Origin of the sequence: Tychonema sp. LEGE 06208, from assembly GCF_015207505.1 — a bacterium.
GTDB lineage: Bacteria > Cyanobacteriota > Cyanobacteriia > Cyanobacteriales > Microcoleaceae > Microcoleus.
In genome coordinates, this window is record NZ_JADEWT010000005.1 from 14705 (window position 1) to 33654 (window position 18950).

At 45.8% G+C, this 18950-nt stretch carries 11 protein-coding genes; 2 read left to right on the forward strand and 9 right to left on the reverse strand.

Features of this window, described 5'->3' with window-relative positions; translation table 11 throughout:
* Nucleotides 1-135: 135 nt before the first annotated feature.
* Nucleotides 136-1227 carry a tRNA 2-thiouridine(34) synthase MnmA gene (mnmA, locus tag IQ263_RS02295; RefSeq protein ID WP_194065991.1) on the reverse strand — a complete coding sequence of 364 codons (1092 nt, stop codon included), beginning with the start codon at nucleotides 1225-1227 and terminating at the stop codon, nucleotides 136-138.
* Nucleotides 1228-1587: 360 nt separating this feature from the next.
* Here mnmA and IQ263_RS02300 point away from each other — a divergent pair, with 360 nt between their 5' ends.
* The gene (locus IQ263_RS02300) at nucleotides 1588-3282 is read left to right on the forward strand and encodes an NAD(P)H-hydrate dehydratase (protein WP_194066054.1); all 1695 of its coding nucleotides are present in this window, start codon (nucleotides 1588-1590) and stop codon (nucleotides 3280-3282) included.
* A 180-nt stretch (nucleotides 3283-3462) separates the two neighbouring features.
* The gene (locus tag IQ263_RS02305) at nucleotides 3463-3993 is read left to right on the forward strand and encodes a peptidoglycan-binding domain-containing protein (protein WP_194065992.1); all 531 of its coding nucleotides are present in this window, start codon (nucleotides 3463-3465) and stop codon (nucleotides 3991-3993) included.
* A 95-nt stretch (nucleotides 3994-4088) separates the two neighbouring features.
* On the opposite strand, the gene IQ263_RS02310 is transcribed toward IQ263_RS02305, so the two are convergent.
* The 8 genes from IQ263_RS02310 to IQ263_RS02345 form a co-directional block, all read right to left on the reverse strand.
* Nucleotides 4089-9980, reverse strand: a complete 5892-nt coding sequence (locus IQ263_RS02310) for an ATP-binding sensor histidine kinase (protein ID WP_194065993.1) — start codon at nucleotides 9978-9980, stop codon at nucleotides 4089-4091.
* 252 nt (nucleotides 9981-10232) lie between these two features.
* Nucleotides 10233-10706, reverse strand: a complete 474-nt coding sequence (locus tag IQ263_RS02315) for a tellurite resistance TerB family protein (RefSeq protein WP_194065994.1) — start codon at nucleotides 10704-10706, stop codon at nucleotides 10233-10235.
* Between the two features lie 149 nt (nucleotides 10707-10855).
* A complete protein-coding gene (locus IQ263_RS02320) occupies nucleotides 10856-12805 on the reverse strand; it encodes a M61 family metallopeptidase (protein ID WP_194065995.1) in 1950 nt (649 codons plus the stop codon).
* Nucleotides 12802-13482 carry a Crp/Fnr family transcriptional regulator gene (locus IQ263_RS02325; RefSeq protein WP_194065996.1) on the reverse strand — a complete coding sequence of 227 codons (681 nt, stop codon included), beginning with the start codon at nucleotides 13480-13482 and terminating at the stop codon, nucleotides 12802-12804. The genes IQ263_RS02320 and IQ263_RS02325 overlap by 4 nt, the downstream gene beginning before the upstream one ends.
* Before the next feature lie 232 nt (nucleotides 13483-13714).
* A complete protein-coding gene (locus IQ263_RS02330; protein ID WP_194065997.1) occupies nucleotides 13715-14563 on the reverse strand; it encodes a 3'(2'),5'-bisphosphate nucleotidase CysQ family protein in 849 nt (282 codons plus the stop codon).
* Nucleotides 14564-14867: 304 nt separating this feature from the next.
* Entirely contained in the window at nucleotides 14868-15218 is a 351-nt protein-coding gene (locus IQ263_RS02335; RefSeq protein ID WP_194065998.1) for a hypothetical protein, read from the reverse strand.
* Nucleotides 15219-15463: 245 nt separating this feature from the next.
* Entirely contained in the window at nucleotides 15464-17392 is a 1929-nt protein-coding gene (locus tag IQ263_RS02340; protein WP_194065999.1) for an alpha-amylase family glycosyl hydrolase, read from the reverse strand.
* 607 nt (nucleotides 17393-17999) lie between these two features.
* Nucleotides 18000-18863 carry an Npun_R2479 family HD domain-containing metalloprotein gene (locus tag IQ263_RS02345; protein ID WP_194066000.1) on the reverse strand — a complete coding sequence of 288 codons (864 nt, stop codon included), beginning with the start codon at nucleotides 18861-18863 and terminating at the stop codon, nucleotides 18000-18002.
* Nucleotides 18864-18950 lie beyond the last annotated feature (87 nt).

Genomic DNA, 18950 nt, shown 5'->3' on the forward strand with positions numbered 1-18950 from the left:
ATAACTTAAACACCTCCTACAGTCTTCTCTCCTGTAAGTTGCCCTCTCGAAGGAGGCAGAGCCTCCGCACCTGCATTACCAGGCTCTTCCTGGTAAGGAGCAAAGCCAAGTACAGAGGCGGTTTCAACCGCTGTCTTATTTGGGAAGTTGATTTCTTTCTATGATGCCACCGCCCAACAGCACGTCTCCGTCATACCAAACTGCGGCTTGTCCGGGAGTAATACTCAACTGCGGTTCGTCAAAAATTATCTTGACTCTTGTACCGCAGGCTTTTTCGTCGGCTTGGGAGGTTTCTACAGGAATAATTGTAGCGGGGACGGGTTGCGATCGATAGCGAATCTGTACAGAAGCCCGAATCGGAGCAGTGGGTGCGGCTACAGAAACCCAATTTACTTTCTGGACATTACACTCAGATTCTACCGCCAACTGGCGATCGCCCACAATCACCCGATTAGCACCAGCATCAAGTTCAATCACATATAGCGGTTCCGGTGCAGCGATGCCGAGTCCTTTCCGCTGGCCAATGGTGTAGTGGTGCACACCGTCGTGCTGTCCGAGCACCCGCCCGGCCTTATCTACAATGTCACCCTTTTGCGGCGCAATGTACTTATCCAGAAAAGCCCGCATCGAACCGTTGCTTTCCACCAAGCACAAATCCTGACTTTCCGGCTTATCAGCGGTTGTCAAGCCAAATTCCGCCGCAATTCTGCGAGTTTCTGTCTTGGTAATTTCCCCCAAAGGAAACTCCGTACCTGCGAGCAAATCTTGTGTTAAATCATACAAAAAATAAGACTGATCTTTGGCTGGGTCGATCGCCCGCAGCAACTGATAGCGACCCGTATTTGTATCATAGGTAATGCGAGCGTAGTGTCCCGTCGCAATCTTTTCAATTCCTAATTCTTCGCGAGCATACTTGAGCATCGGCCCAAACTTCACAGTTTTATTGCACTGCGAACAAGGCAAAGGCGTAACTCCTGCACTGTAACCGTCCACCAAATAATCGACAATACTTGCTTGAAAGACCTCGCGGCTGTCCACAATGTGGTGAGGAACGCCCAAATCTTCGCAAAGTTTAGCGGCATCGACCATTCCCTCAGAGCAGCACTGACCTTTGCCTTTCATCAGCCACAGCGTTAAACCCACCACTTCATAGCCCTGATGGTGTAAAATTGCGGCTGCTGCGGAACTATCGACCCCGCCGGAGAGGCCTACAACAATCTTGTTCATGATTCGGAGAGAATTTGCTATTTTACTGTTACTTTGTGCGATCGAGCTAATTGATTATACCACAAGTATACTACAAAATGGTACTGCTGCTGTTAGCTGAAATTTTAGCACTAATAAGTAAAGCCAGCTAATTAAACGTAAAATACCGATCGCTCAAAGGCTTACTGCGTATCTCTTCCTTCTTCTTCCTTCTTCCCTCTTCCGACTTCCATCGGACTGATGACGTTGTACCGAAAGCTCGGAGGCGACAGCACTGATGACTAATGACTGATGACTGATGACTAATGACTGATGACTAATGACTGATGACTAATGACTAATGACTAATAACTAATGACTAATGACTTCTTCCCTCTACGTATGACTATTCAAAAATTTGTTGTCACCGCCGACCAAATGCGGCAAATAGAAGCGAGAATATTTGCTGCTGGAATGCCAGTAGCAGCTTTAATGGAAAAAGTCGCCGGATTGATTGCTAAACGCATTCAGGCGCTCTTGAAGGAAGAGGAAAGTTCGGTAACAAGCAATGTACGGGATTTAACGGATAGCAGGAAAAGGGAAGAAGGGAAAAAGATTGTTAATTCGGCGTTGCCAGCGATAGGCGTATTGGTTGGGCCCGGACATAACGGCGGCGATGCTTTGGTTGTGGCTCGCGAATTGCACTTTCAAGGATTTCCCGTAGTTATTTACTGCCCGTTTTCTAAGCTTAAAGAACTCACAAAAAGTCATGCTGATTATGCCCGTTATTTAAAGATTCCCTTCGTTGACAAAGTTGAATCGCTGAACAACTGCGATTTACTAATTGATGGTTTATTTGGGTTTGGATTGGAACGAGAAATTACTAATCCCACAGCCGCAGTTATTGAGGAAATAAATAATTTAAACATACCCATTTTTAGTATAGATATTCCATCGGGAATTCATACAGATACCGGAGCAGTTTTGGGGACTGCAATCAGGGCAAAACATACATTGTGTTTGGGATTGTGGAAAATGGCTTTTCTGCAAGACCAAGCGTTAGAATATATCGGCAGTTGTGAATTAATTGATTTTGATATTCCCGTCGCAGATATTGCAGCAATATTGGGTGATTCGCCAGCAATCCAACGCATTACCAAAGCATTGGCAATCCAGCATTTGCCCTTGCCCCGATCGCCAATTTCGTACAAATACACCAACGGTCATTTACTAATTATTGCAGGTTCCCGCCGCTACACCGGAGCCGCAATTTTGTCGGCGTTGGGAGCAAGAGCAAGCGGTGTCGGAATGCTGTCAATTGCTGTTCCTGAGTCGATTAAACCGATGTTGAGCAGTCATTTGCCAGAGGCTTTAGTTATCGGATGTCCTGAAACTTCAAGCGGTGCAATTAGCGAGTTGCCGGTAGCAATAGATTTGAGCAGTTACGATGCGATCGCCGCCGGGCCCGGTCTGACATTGGAAGCCGCGATCGCTGTAGAATCTCTACTGGATAGCGATCGACCTCTGGTTTTAGATGCCGACGGTTTAAATATCCTCGCTCAACTCGGCACAATCCCGATTTTGTCGGAACGCCGAGCACTGACAATTATCACGCCTCACCAGGGCGAATTTAAGCGTTTGTTTCCCGAATTAGCCGGTAAAACAGGCGATAGTCGAATTGCCGCAACTCAAGCCGCGGCTGAGCTTTGCGGTGCAGTTGTGTTGTTCAAAGGAGCGAAAGTTTGCATAAGCTGGAAGGATGACGGCGATTCCCTACAGGATAGCTACGCCGCGCGTACCGTCACCTATCTCAATCCCGAAAGCACCCCAGCCCTCGCCAGAGGGGGCAGCGGCGACGTTCTCACGGGCTTGTTAGGGGGACTGTTAGCAGGTGCGTTAGCGAAGCCCTCGAAGAGGATCGCCCGCAAATCCCCAGCTCAAGCAGTGGCAGCAACAGCAGTTTGGTGGCACGCTCAAGCCGCAATCATGGCAGCCAAAGAACGGACAGAATTAGGAGTAGATGCCTTTACTTTGACACAGTATTTAATTCCGGCGTTGCGAGAATGCGATCGGGAAACAATCAACAGTATTTTGTAGCCCTTGCACCGCGCACCGAAGCCGTTAACAATTCACACTTTGCTAACTCAAACGAGTGACACTCAAACGAGCGACACTCAAACGAGTGTCGCTTGAAAAAGTGACTGTGCAATCATAAAACCTAACAGTTATACCTGAAATATCAAAGACCAAAACTTAAATCTGGAAAGGAATCACATTATGTATACCGAAGAAAGAAGCACGAACAATGAAACTATGGCTCTCGCGGCCGATACTACAGCTCAATCACATATTGCATTTGCTGAAACCACTAGAGTCAACAAACCCACTTTACAAATGGGTTCAACAGGTCAAGCTGTCAAGGAACTACAACAGCTTCTATATCATTGGGCATATTATTTCGGCCCGATTGACGGTATCTTCGGCGTGCAAGTTCAACAAGCAGTCAAAGCCTATCAACACCGCGTCTTCTTAAAGGAAGATGGGGTTGTCGCTTCCCTGACTTGGGAAGCACTATACTCTGGTGCACCTGTGAATATGCCCATCCTGATGAAAGGCAGTTCTGGTAATACTGTAAAAATTGTTCAGAATGTCCTCAAAATCAATGGATACTATTTCGGTTCCATTGACGGATTCTTCGGGACAATGACAGATGTAGCAGTGCGACAATTGCAAATTAGCAAGGCTTTACCGCAAGATGGAATTGTCGGCTACAGAACTTGGCACGCCCTCAGCAAGTTACCGCACTAATGACTGGTTGGATTCACTTTATTTCTTAGTCCGCGCAGGCGGACTTCGTTTTTGTAGGCGCGGTTTCAACCGCCGTCTTATCTTTTCCTAAGTCCCTAATTATCCTTGATAGGAATGCTGTGCACCGGAAGGGCGATCGCAAATTCTGTTCCCCTTCCCGGCCACGAACAACATTCTAATGTTCCCCCGTGTTTTTTTCTGACTATATCCTGGCAAATTGGCAGTCCAAATCCGGTCCCTTTACCTTCTACTTTGGTTGTAAAAAATGGCGTAAACAATTTTTCTTTGATGTTTTCTGGCATCCCAATTCCATTGTCAGCTATCCGAATCTTTACGGTAGGATCGATAAGTTTTTCGCCAAAGTTGGCAATAGAGGTCGAAATTGTAATCGTATTGGGGTTCCTCTCAATTTCTTTGTAGGTTTTACCAACATTAGATTCTTCCAGAGCATCGATCGCGTTGGCTAGCAAATTCATAAATACCTGATTTAGTTGTCCCGGATAGCATTCTATTTGAGGCAATTCCTCGTAATTTTTGATGATTTTAATGGCAGGGCGATCGCCAGATGCTTTCAACCGATGTGCTAAAATCATTAATGTGGTATCAATTCCTTCATGAAGATTGGCCGGTTTTTTCTCAATCCCATCGCTACGCGAATAATTTCGCAAAGATTGCATGATGTCGCCAATACGATCCGTTCCCAATCTCATCGAGTCAATCATCTTGGGCAAATCTTCTACTAAATATTCTAATTCAATCGCTTCTATTTCATCTAAAACTTGTGGGCCTGGCTCGGGAAAGTTGTCTTGATAAATTTGGAGTAAATTTATTAAATCGCTAACATATTCTTTAGCATGATGCAAATTGCCAGAAATAAAGCTGACGGGATTGTTCACTTCGTGGGCCACTCCAGCCACGAGTTGTCCGAGTTGCGAGATTTTTTCTGTTTGAATTAATTGTGCTTGAGCTTGTTGCAATTTAACGAGTGTTGCTTCTAAATCTTCAGCTTTTTGTCTCAATTGATCTTCCGATGTTTGCAGAGCTTTTTCGGCGCGCTTGCGATCGCTAATATCCCGATTAATTACCAAGCCGTGGGGTTTGCCGCCATACTCCAAAAAGTTTCCTTTTAGCTCAATATCGCACAGCGTACCGTCTTTTCTCCGTATGATAGCTTGACAGGTAAATTCTTCGCCTCGGCTGACAGTTTGTTGGAATTCGACGAATGAATTCACATACTCTGGAAGAATATAATCTGGCGGATTTAACTGCAAAAACTCTTGCTCAGAATAGCCAAATATTTGACAGAATGCGGGGTTAACTGCAATGACTTTACCAGTCTCCAAATCTATCAGCGAAAGTCCGTCTACTACTGCCTCAAATATGCTGCGGTACTCCTGTTCTTTTTGGATAAGTTCGACTTGGGACTGTTGCAGGCTTTCGAGAGATTCAGCCAACTGGCGGGATTTGTGTTGTTCCTGGGCGTAGATACGGGCGTTTTCAATGGCGATCGCCGCTTGTGCCGTTAATAACTGCAACAGTTCCAGCCGATCGCGCGTAAATGCTCCTGTTGCCAGATTATTCTCTAAATACACAATGCCAATCAACTTACTTTGATACAAAATCGGCGCGCATAAAATCGATTTTGGTTGGCAATTTTGAATGTAACTATCCGCTGGGTAAATTGTTTCTTGACTTGCATCGCTCAATACCAGTGGTTGCTGAGTGATCCCAACATACTTGACTAGAGAAATAGGAACATCTAAACTGTTTTCAAGCAGCATTGACTCCTGAAAGGTTGCTGAGTCATGCAGGTTAGTATCCGAGACTTCAACAAACAGTTGCCCGTCTCTTTCTAAAATAATACAGCCTTTCTGTGCGCCAGCATTTTCTAAGATGATTTGCAGCAGTTTTTTTAACAACTTTTCTAAAACAATTTCACTATAAATTGCCCCAGAGGATTTGATTACCGTTGCTAAATCCAAGAGATTAGCATGACTAGATGTACTCGTAGTTACAGTTGCACCGATCCGCGACTCGACAGTTTCAGGAAATAAATTCCCATAGTATTGTTCGAGTTGGCGGACTTTCGCTGTTGCGCCCCACTGGATGTAGCAAACTCTGGCATTGCTGAGATAATTTTTGACGAAAATCAGCCGATTTTGGGATAAATAAAATCGGGCAGCTAATTCATTAATCAGCGCTGCATCTTGAATGAAGCCGTTTTCTATTGCGAGGGCGATCGCACTATCGTAGCATTCTGCCGCCTCATACTTTTGTCCGGACAACCGCCCCGCTTCCGCCCGGATGGCTAAATATTTGTGCTGGTAATTTGCAGGGCAGTTTTTCGCAAACTCTCGAAGTTCTTCCAGGCAAATGTTAAGCTGTTCTAGGTATAGTTGGCGATCGCCCTCGCTGGCATTTGTACAAGCAGCAGCAAGGGCTATAGCCCGGTGGAAGCAAAAAACCGGACTCAGAAAAACGCCCGCAGCACCTGCCAAAAATTTAACACCCATATTGGCATATTCTAATGCTCGATCGACCTCGCCAAACCAATTCGCCACGGTTAGTCTGTAGAGATAAACCATAAAAGAAGTCATCAAATCTGCAGAGGCTTCAGCAAATTCTAATAGCGACTGTTCGTCGATGAAAGTTGGGGGATTTTCTACACTCTCGGCAGCACGAGTAAGCCGAGCAATTGCCGATTTATTGAGCATAAAAAATGCTAGCATATTGCGGTCAATTTTTTGCAAAATCGGTAAAAATTCCTCAATAACTGCGGTGGTTTTTTGCAGCGATTCATTGCCGTAAAAGCTGAACCAAAGACAATTAATCGCAGCATATCCCGACCACTGATAAGCACCTGTCTCTAAACCGCTATTAAAAGCTTTGAGGACAAAAACCTTGGACTCATCAATATGTTTGATGTAGTGCAAACAAGCCCCCCACAGCAAGAAAATATAAGCACTTAACTCTTTAGTATCCCAGCGTTCGTAGAGAGTTAAACCCAGTTCTCCTGCTGCCAAACCAGCCTCAATTTCGCCATATTTAACAATCAAAGTAAAGGCATACACAATGTAGCCAAAGGCGGAAATCCGGCAATTTCCGTGTTCGATTGTCGCCTGCACCAACTCGATCGCGCACAAAAATTGAGCGTTGGGACTGGTAAAGTAAGCAATGGGGTAAAGTTCTTTCAAAATCCGGTGGGCGGCGAGTTGCAGGGGATCGGTGAGTGTTGGTAAATCGGCTAAATTGGCGATCGAACCCCCAATCATCTCCTTTGTCTTTGCCAACTCCCGCAGCAAATACCCATCATCCGGGTCAGCTTCAAACTCAATTCCCAACAATTGTAGCGTTTCGATACCTAACTGATAAGCCGCAGGCAAATCATTTTTCATCCGCAGACAAGTCATTTTCAACTCATTAATCCGACACCGTTCTAACAATGTCTGAGTATGAGGCAAAATAAAGTCTAGAATTGCCAAAGCTTCGTCATTTTTCCCATTCAAATATTCAGCTTCGCCCAATTCAAAATACAGCGCCAAAGTTAACACATAATTATCTTCCCAGCTTTGGGCCGGCAAACAGTTGCAGCCCGACTGGAAAAAACTCAGCGCCGTTTCAAACGCAGAAGCAGCTTTCGCAGTTTTGCCAGCCTGCAAATTTAACTCAGCTAATTCATACTTTTCGTTTAACTCGCAAATCAACCCGCCAGCAAAATTCAAATGATTGACAATATCAAAAATTCGTTCTTCCCGTTGGGCTGCGGTACTTCTGTGCAGTAACAAACGCCCGATCGCCAAATGAACAGGTTCTTTCTGTACGTCAGGAATCATAGCATAAGCAGCTTGTTGAACGCGATCGTGCATAAATTTGTAGCACACATCTCCGGCCGTTTCCCCCAACTTATTCAACTCTTCCGGCTCAAATACTTGCGGAATTCGATAGCTATTACCTACAGGTAAAATCAAGCCCATCTGCAACGCTTCCCACAAATCCTGCGCTGTTTGAGTCCAAATTTGTCCGCTAGCAACCGACAGCACATCCAAAGTAAACTGATTATCTATACAAGCAGCCAATTGCAAAATTCGCTGGGTTGCAGTTGACAAAGTTTGAATTTTGTTTACCATCAAATCAACAATGTTTTCCGAAATATCCTGCCCTTCAATATATTTAATGTCCCACTGCCACTGGGCAGCCTGCGGGTCAAATCTCAACCAGCCTTTTTGATACAAATATTTCACCAATTGTTTGAAGAAAAATGGATTTCCGTCAGTTTTTTGCACGAGGAAATTCGCCAGCGGACTCGCTGTTTCAGCAGCACATCTCAAAGTTTCAGCAATTAGTTGAATGGCGCTGTCAATTGTTAGCGGTTCTAAAGTAATAGCTGTTATCGGAATGCCAGCGGCTCGAATTGCCTCATTTGCTAGCATAAATGGATGCGTCGGGCTGACTTCGTTATCCCGATAAGCCACAATTACTAGCAAGTAAGGGATTTTTTCGAGGCCATTTTGTTGATATAAATTGACTGTTGCAGCATCTATCCACTGGCCGTCGTCGAGAAACATTACTAAGGGATGTTCGGCGGTAGCAATTGCTTGAAGTAACTGCTGCATCACTCGGTTGAAGCGGTTTTGAGATTCGATCGCCCCGAGTTGTGGTACGTCTGGTTGCGGGCCTAAAATTAACTTTAATTCGGGGATGGCTTCGATCGCAATTCGAGCATTCGCATCCAAAACTTGCAGCAGTTTTTCTCGCCACAATTTAATCTTTGCTTGGCTTTCAGTCAAAATCTGCTGCACCAAATTCCGCAGGGCTTGATTGAAACAAGCATAGGGAACATTGCGCTTGAATTGGTCAAATTTGCCCGAAACCAAGTATCCGCGCTGCCTGGTTAAATTACGCAGAATTTCGTGAACTAATGCTGATTTGCCAATCCCGGAATAGCCACCTACCAAGACAATTTCACCGCTGCCTTTGCTGGCGCGATCGAAGGCTTGCAATAATTGTGCTATTTGTTTTTCTCGCCCGTAAAGTTTTTGCGGAATTAACAACTGACTCATGGCATCTAGTTGTCCGGGAATAAAATTAGAAATTTTCCCTGACTCCTCGACTTGATTTTGGCAGCGTTCTAAATCTGCTAACAATCCGGTTGCTGTTTGATACCTGTCTTCGGCATTTTTTGCCATCAGTTTTTCCGCAATTTGGGTCAAAACTGGGGGAATTTGCGGATTTAATTGTTGAAGGGGAATTGGTTGTTTGGCAATGTGACAGTGGACTAATTCCAGCGGATCTTTGCTGTCAAATGGCAATTTTCCTGTCAGCAATTCGTAAAAGGTGACACCTAGAGAGTAGAAGTCGCTGCGGTAGTCTACAGCGCGATTCATCCGCCCGGTTTGTTCCGGCGACATATAGGCGAGGGTTCCTTCTAGGCGATCGGGATTTTTTAAGTGCGGGGTTTCTTTATTTAACCGCGAAGCAATGCTGAAATCTGCAAGTTTTACTTGCATTGTTTCGGGGTTAATTATAATATTAGCTGGCTTGATGTCTTTATGAATAATTTGATTTTGATGCAGGAATACTAAAGCTTTTGCTAATTGGATGGTGATGTTTAAGAATTGGGCGATCGGCAATTGGTAAGGTGCCGTTGCTGCTGCGGTAACATTTGTGCTGCTGGCTGCATTCTGGGCCCTTGCTATCCACTGTTCGAGGGAGATACCTCCAAAATCTTCTAAGACTAATACCAAGCAATTCGGGTGAGTTTCTAGGCGATCGACTTTGACAGCGTGTTCGCAATCGAGATATGCGGCGATCTGATATTCGTGTTTTAAGCGAGTTATTTGTTCTAGGGTAGGATATTCTGTATTTAAAACTTTGAGGATGGCAGGCTGTCCGTTTGTCAGCGACACCGCCCGGTAAATAACCGTGTTAGTTCCTTGATGGATGAGTTCTTGCAAGTCATAGTCAGAAATCCTTAAAGCTGGCAGCATAATTTTTGATTCCTGTCAGTATATTGATTTCTAATTCTAGAGTGCACCATGCTGAATACAAAAAATAGAGAGAAATTACCGAGATAAAAAGATTAAAAGACTACCTATTTAAACCAGGTTTATACAAACAAAATCCTGCGATAGCGGGTTGAAAAAGAGTGGACGGTTGAAATTCCATTATTTTTGCGAACCTGCAGGCAAGTGCACGCAATTTTGACTACTGGCGCGGTTTCAACCGCCGATGGTTTCGATCTAGCCTTTGATGAAATCTTCTAATTTCTGAGCCATCTTCTCTACAATTCCCTCGGAATTATCTGCCGCTGATGCTTCGGCTTCAATACGCTTCACCGCATCCTCTGGAAGATTCAGCAACTGCACTAATTTTTGATAAGCGGCAGCTTCTTCGGCGTTAATTTTTGGTTCGTCGGGAGTGCGAGAACTAGAAGCAATGACTTGATAGCCTAGTTGCAAAACTAATTCCTTTTCTGCTTGAGTTTCTAATTGGCAAATCAACTCGTCAAGGGGAATATTTTGCATGATATAATCCCGGAGTTCCTGTTGCATTGATTCTCGATCGGCATCCGTAGCAAACAAACTGCAAAAGCGATCGAGCATTAAATTAACTTCTGCTGTGGCGAGTTCGCCGTCAGCCCAGGCCATTGAAGCAACTATTCTCAGCAGGTTCATTTGGCGGGGCGTAATTGATGGAGGTTGTGGGGTTTGCATAATTTAAATTGGTAATTTGTTATTAGTTAGTTGTTAGTTGTTAGTTGTTATTTTTTATTTGTTATTTGTTATTAGCTAATGGCAACAACTGCCAACTGCCAACTGCTAACTGCCAACTGCCAAATAACAACTGACTACTAACCATGATGTCACAATTTTGATAGAGGAACTCCCAGCCATCCAGTAAAGTTTTGTTGCTGAATCGCGCTGGGTCGATCGACCGGTACGATCGAATAACGACTCGGACACCCCTCGGCGAGAGTAACAGAACAAGTCCGCAATTCGTCTTGGTGAAACACTGTCACCTCTAACGTGTCACCAGGCTGGTAATCTTTCAGCCTTTCGCCCGCTTGTTCTGCGTTGGCTACCCGAAAACCCGCGATCGCCAGCAACTCGTCTCCAGCATCAATTCCGGCCAACTGCGCCGGAGATTCTGCTTCGACAAATTTAATCATTTCCCGCCCGTTTTCGGTTCCCAAAATCCAACCGATGCGAGGCATTTGGTTAGTTTCACCTACCGAAATTTGCAGCCCGAACGGTTCGAGATATTCGTTGTAAGGCAGCTCTTCTGTGCCGTCTACATACCGCGCAAAAAAGTCGCTCAAATCCCGATCGGCGACGGACTCGATCGCCCTTTGCAACTGTTCGGGAGTAAAGCCGATTTCTGTCGGTCGCGCATCAGAATTTAACCGTCCGTTTGATGTTATCTGCCCCGGCTTTGCCTCTGTTGGCGGCTTCAGGTCAAAATCTTCATTTTCAGCAGAACCACCCTTACCAAACTGCTGCCACATCAAACGCATCACATCATCGAGCGATCGGGCGTTACCGTGCTTGGCTCGAATCAACAAATCGAGCAAAAACGAAACAAGTTCCCCTTTCAAATAATAGGAAATCTGCGAATTGTCGCTGTTAGCATCTCTGCGATAAAGTTTAATCCAAGCATCCCAGCTCGATTCGCTTGCCGGCTGCACCTTCCGCCCCGGAGTCGTCTCCAAGCGAGTAATTTCCTTCGATAAATTTTGGAAAAAACCTTTCACATTGTAGAGACCAGAACGAAAAGGAATCACCAAATCGTAATAACTGGTCGTGCCTTCAGAAAACCATAAAGAAGGAGTATAATTTTCTTGTTCATAGTCAAATACTTCGAGAGCTTTCGGTCTAATTCGCTTGACATTCCAGAGGTGAAAAAACTCGTGAGCCACCAATTGAATAAAGCGTTCGTACTTTTCCTTAGCCCGAAAACCAAAACGCGGATAGTTGAGAGTGCAGCTTTCCTTGTGTTCCAAGCCGCCAAAACCGGAGCCGGACAAATGCAGCAAAAACACATACCGTTCGTAAGGCAAACCGCCAAACATTTCGGCCTCAACTTCAATGACTTTCTTGATATCTTTAATCGCCCGATCCGGTGCTAAATTGCCTTTCCCCCAAACCACTAGCTGGTGGGGTTTTCCCATTACTTCAAAATCGTACACTTCGTGACAGCCAATCTCAAAAGGACTGTCGGCCAGGGTATCAAAATCGGCAGCAGCAAAAGTCATATCCTGCCCGGAAACCGGAGGCAAAGTAGTCACTGTGCGCCATTGGGGCTGCGGCGGTACAGCGGTCACGATGTAGGAGTTGCGCTCAAAACCGGGCAAGAAAAAGCACAAAGCTGCTGGATTGAAATAACCGTGAGTCGAGTCTAAATGATTGGTTCGCACTGTCAGTTCGTTGGCAAAAATCCGGTAGCAAACGGTGACATCTGACACTGAATTTGTCTCGATTTGCCAATGATTTTTGCTTTGCTTGCGCCAAGGTAAAGTTCGTGAAGCAGAGCTATCCCGCAGGGAATCGCCCGTTAGTGAAGACTCCGAAGAGGATCGCGCTCGAAAATCTTGCAGGTGGCGGGCGTACTCTCGAATCAAGTAAGAACCGGGAGTCCAGACAGGCATTTTCAAATCCAGCACCGGCTGCGACCAACCTTGCACGCGCAAAGTCACTTCAAACAGGTGGGATTCGGGATTGGGCATCGCCACCCAATATTGAATTGTCGGTGCTGTTCGCTGCGCGATCGACTTGCCGGCAGCGGAGGAGATATCCAAAGAAGTAACATCAGTCATTGACTTGCCAAATTAATCAAGTGCTTGAGGTTGATCAAATGGATAGTTTGGCGCTCTGGATCGACTTTGAGCCAGCCTTTACTATCGAGTTTTTCCATAATTTTGCTGGTTTCATCTAAGGTGATATCTGTCACATCAGCTAAGTCTTGATAGGGGATGTTAAAGATATCTTTGCCTTCAGCAGTTTTTTGACCGTAGTTTTCTGCCAGCTCGACTATAGTATTTGCTAGTTTAACCGCTGGTTGGCGGTTGCGGAGTTGAGAGCGCAGATTGGTTTGGCGGAGCCGCCGCACCATCAATTGCAGCATCCGGTGGTGCAGTTGCGGATCTTTAAACAGGGTTTGGATAAATCGCTGGGCCGTGACGCTGATCAGCCGCACGGGCGATAGAGCAAGTACGTCATTCGATCGCGGAGATTCGTCAAGAATCGCCATTTCGCCGAAGAAAGCACCCCGTCCTAAAATAGCCATCGATACAGCTCGATCGTTTGAGAGTCGCCGGACTTTTACCCAGCCGGACACGACAAAGTAAATAGCGTTGCCCCAAGAATCCTCCATGACTACAGCTCGGCCTGGGGGATACTCATGTTTGACGGCATTGGATAGCAGCCCTCCCAAGGTTTCTGGGTTAGCACCCTTAAATAGGGGGAACAGCTCACTGAAAGCTTCTGTCTTCATGCAAACTCGCGGGAGGTGGGAAATATGATTGAGCCACAGCGAACAGCTAGGGAACGATCGCTGTTAGAGAAAACCAACAATTTGTTGCTGCTACGATAAGATTGACACAAAGTGAACGAGACCGACATCTCAGACACAGTGAAACTTGCTTCTGGCAGCTTATCTAATTGATGATAAGGGTACAGAGGCGCGCTTCACTTAAAATTGGCAGATTCTTTAATTTTAAACGGGTTTACAAAAGTGTCAGTGCCTTTTGAACTTTGCCCAACAGAGATTCTATGTAGTCCGGCCAGCCGATCGCGATCGACTGTGTGTGAGCCAGGGACTCAGGATCGATCGCGTCTTTAGTCCACCTCAGCGGTTGACCTTGCAAGTCGCAACAAACCAATCCGGCGGCTTTTGCTAGAGCCAGGGGGCCGGCGGTATCCCACACTTTAACTCTGCCGTTGAAATACAGGTACAAACCGGCTCGACCTTGTATGACTTCCATCACTTTTAAGCCAAAACTGCCGAGGGAGTAAAATTCGGCACCGGGGATGCTTTGGGCGATCGCCCCGCCGTAGTTTTTTTGGTCTTTGTCTCCGAGAATAATTTTACAGTTTTCTGGTGTCGGAGCCTCCGGCTGGCACGGGGCGATCGGCTGTGCCGCTTCGACTCCGACACTTTGGAACAATCCCCAATCTTTGCCCCCAAAATACATTTTGTCAAAAGCCGGGGCATAGATCCAACCGGCGACTGGTTCGGCCTCAACCAGCAGTCCCACCATCACGGCGTAGTGCTGTTTTCCCTGAATAAATCCCTCCGTCCCGTCGATCGGATCGATGCACCACAGCCGCTGGTAATTGGCCGAGTAAGCTGCTCTGGAGGCGATGTTTTCCTCTGCGATCGTGCCGTCTTCAGGAAACAAAGCGTTAAATGCTGCCGATAATTGTCCGTCTAAGTAGCGATCTATACTCGTCACGTAGTCGTCCGGGCCTTTCTGGCAAACTTCAAAAGGTTGCGCCGCCAGCTTGTAAGCTTCCTGACCGCACTCGCGCATAATGTAGCGAATTTTTAGGTCTTGCTCTGGAGAAATATACATGAGGTTTAAAATAAATGTTTTAGCTAACTTTCAGGATAAAATCTTAGTTCATTTGAATCGATCGACCTCTGTCACTGTTTTTTATTCGTACAGGATTTGATCGCGGGTGTCCTTGAAACCCCCGTTTGCACGAGGTCGATCGGGCAGTTGCTGTACCAGCCCCAGACAGGATTCGCCTCGCAATCTCCTAGGAGAGAATCTTCTGAGGTTAAGTTAATTCGTGCCAGCACCAGTATTATAAGGAGAATATTTTGAAATACCATTTAGCGTTAGGTCGCAAAATAGACCTCGATGGCATTGAACCCTATCCCAACTCGGAAAATGCCCCAGACACGTCCTGCAGGCTCTGAGAGACCGCTAAAATGCCACCGTTTACGCTCCCGACGGCGAGGCGATATCCTCCCTCGACAAACTGCGATCGAAAATTTCTTCCAAACCCGAACATTGGGCCGCCGCGCGCAAATTGTCCGAGCAAGTCAGCAGCGGCGACGTGATATTTTGTACGGGCGAGGACATTGGCATTCCAGTGGCGGCGGTGTGCAGCGCTAAACCAGATCGCCCCAAAATTGTTGTATATTTCCCCAATTATCGATCGGCTGCGCGGCCGAGTCGCCCTGAAACTATTCGGTTTAGCCGACAAAATTGATTTGTTCACCGCCTGCGCCAGCCCTCAAACAAACGGGGACTTGCATACGCCCTGGGATTGCGGACTCAACTGCACTACGAACCAATTTTATATCGGTAAATCGATCGGACATGATATCAAACCCTAGCTTCCTTGTAGCGCAACAAAAATCACGTCACCGGGCGCGCAATCCCCATCATAAATCTGACACGCCTATCATCAGTAAGGTGCGCGCTGCACACCTTACAATTCTTTAAAAAAACCGCACCAAACTATTAAGATTCCCGTCCGCTAGCCCACTTATCCCGCCATTTCACAGTGCCCTCGCTAGCCAAAACCCAGCGGCGACAAACCAGATTTTCTCGCAGCGGCGACTGTCCTTCCCGTAACAGCGCATACTTGTAAGCAATCAACTTCCCCGCACTTTCATCAAAAGGAATTTCCCCAAACCAAGTATTAGTATTAATGTATTCCAGCGGGTAAGCCTTGCTAATATCCCAATTCCCCAATTCAGGACAATCTCCAACCACCACAATTCTTTCCCCAGGCTGAGTTTCAACGCTGTTAAGCTGCGCCCGCACAATAGTTTTCGCTTTAACTCGCTCTCCGACGCGGCTAAAAATCATTACTTCCCGCGCACCAAGCTCTAAATTGTACAGATTCCCATCTTTCACTTCAAACTTGCGGCGCGATAAAACCTCCGTATGCTCTCCATCAGGGAGCTCAGTATCAACCGCTTCAAGCGTCGTAACCGAATCGCCGCGATTCATCGCCACAAACACCACAGAATCCCGATAGCGCCGCACGTAACAATAAATATCAGGAGTTAAATATTTTTGCCACTGACTGCCCATCGAAATAGCAGGATTCAGCCGCCGCAATCCAGACAGCAGCCGCACATCTCGGTAAATCTGGGAGTCACTATCCCACTTTTCCATCATCGGGCGGTTGTAAGGGTCATTTCCCCCTTCTGTATCATCGTGCAGATACTGTTCGGTGCCGTAATAAATGCAGGGAATGCCGCGAGTCGTCATAATTAAACATATCGCCAATTGCAGTATTTGCGGATCGCCATTCAACGACTGAAACCTCGGCATATCGTGATTGTCGATAAACGTGATCAACTCCGTCGCCCCGTAGTAGCGGTGATCCAAATCCAAGACATCTTGGATTAAATGAAATCCACCTTCTGCCCCCTGTCCCAAAGCTTCTCGAATTGCCACGCACAAACCAAAATCTAAAATAGTCATCCCCGACTCGTTGACAAACTCCACAGAACGATCGTTTCTCGGATCGCTGTAAATCCACTCGCCAAAAATGAAAACATCAGGTCTGTGAGTGGTAATGTCAGCATTGAATTCCTGCCAAAACCAAATCGGCATATGCTTGACCGTATCAACCCGCAAAGCATCAACACCTCTGTCCAGCCACTGTTTAATTGCTGACTTAATGTAACTGCGATAGGCAATATTATTTTCATTGAAAGTTGCTAAGCCCGACAGTTCGCAGTTTTGGACTTGCCATTCATCTTCCCAGTTTTTAACTTCGCCGTAGTGGTGATACCAGTTATCTTTATCGTCGTTAAAGTCAGCTATTTTTACGCCGTCGTCGTAGAGTTCCCCTTTCTTGCCACTAAAATCTGGGTTGCTGTGATTGCAGACAATATCGAGGACGAGTTTCATGTTTCGCTGGTGCAACTCGTGTACTAATTTGTCAAATACGGTATCTTTAGTTTCTTGTGTTTGGTTGATTGAAGGATTATCGCCTTTGGCAATAAATCGGGGATTTAGTCGCTTAAAATCTTTGATCCAGTAGCCGTGAATCGCAGCTTGTTCGACAAATAATGCTTCTACTTGCTCGAATAAAGGAGTCAACCACAGTGCGGTAACACCCATGTCTTTTAAGTAATCGAGTTTGTCTATAATTCCCTGCAAATCGCCGCCCCAATATTTTCCCCAGTCTTTGCCTTCGGGATCGTACAGTTCGGGATTTGGGCCTTCGTTATTTTCTGGATCGCCGTCATGAAAGCGATCAACTACAATGAAATAAATTGTTTCTTGGCGAAATTCAATGTCTCTGGTGTAGAGGAATTCTAAATCGAGTTCGCTTTCTGGTTGAACTTCTGCTACCAGAGACTCAATTTTTTCTTCGGGTTTGGTAGTTTCGTATTGAGAGGAAGTTTGAGTGGGAGTGACTGGTGTCATGAGAAATATTTTTTGATTTAGTAAGATTGGTCAGTTATTCGGAGCTAGAGTCGGAGATAGCCTTCTCATCTGACTAACTTTTACTGCATCATACGGAATTTACTGGTTGAATAAAATCTGTCTAAAGACAGATGGTGGAGTCGTCTATAGGTTTGTATTGAGGACTTCAGTCCTCAAAGTTTGATGGTAGTTGTGCAATTCCCTGGTTGATAGCTACGCTTCACGGACTTTTCCCCCTTTTTTTATCCCTTCCGCAAATTTTGGATATCTTCTTTTTTGAGTTTTTTGTGGGGTGGGCAGAAGATCCCGCCTCTATATTCGATTTAAATGCCGATCGACTTTTTCAAGAAACTCCATCAAATGCTTGACGAATTTGGTTGAAATTTTGGTGCGTTCGACATCATTCGCGACGAGGACGACACGCTCTATTTTATCGAACTCAATCCTAACGGACAGTGGTACTGGAGCGAAATTCTCGCGGAAATGCCGAGGGTTCGCGCCATGGTCGAACTCATTGAAAATTTGGCGCTGCAATATCAACAGGATTGCTGAATTCGATCGCGAATTACACATTTTATTGAGATTGCTTTCTCGCAACTATCGAGAATCAACGAACTACAGCCACTTCCTCAACTTCCACTTCAGAATGCTCCACCCGAAACACATTTGCATTCAGATTAGCGACAATTTGTTTCCCCTGCTGCGTCAGTTCCAAATAGCCGATCGCATCTTTGACATAGCTATACACCACATTCCAATAAAACTTAGGATACCCGTCCCGCAAATCCCCCGGATTGCGATATCCCAACACCTGATTTTGACCAGTCTCCTCAAACTCGTAAAACAGCGCAGCCACCTTTTGCAAATATCGCGGATCGCTCAACTGACCGATTAAATCCGCCGCCCGCAGCAAACCCGGATAATTCGCAGTATTTTGATGATCTTCCCCTGCTGGAACCGGGAAACGAGTTAACTCAATATTCCGCTTAACTTCCTCGGCATCAATCAGTCTGTGACCTCCAAAACGCTCTTCAATAAACATTTTTGCGCGATCGACATGATAAGGGGTCAAACTCGCATCCGTCGCCCCCCGAGGCAGTGTTAATTTCAAGTCGCCTATGCCCGTCGCATACAGTCGCAAATCTGTTCTATCTTGCTGACAAACCCCCTTGACGTACCCGATATCGTGGCACAGCAAAGCAATGTGGAAATGCAGCCAATGTTCGCAGCAAACACCACCCTCGCGGATGTGCTTGCCTCGCAGAATTTCTTGTCCTACCAATGTCACTAAAATAGTGTGTTCTACATTGTGGTAAAGAGCATCGCTATTAGCAATATTTTGTAAAGCCATATCGGCTACCCAACCAATAATCTCGCCATAGTCAGATTTGAACCCGCCGTAGGTGTGGCGGTAGCCTTCAATTAGCCGATTTACAAAAGTATTAATCAGCAGTTCAGTTGCGTTAAACATATTCACTTGCTCGAGCAAAAGTAGCTTGTTAAATTATTTATATACTTGTTGTTTTTTTAATGCTACCGTTTGATGTTTTAGTATTTG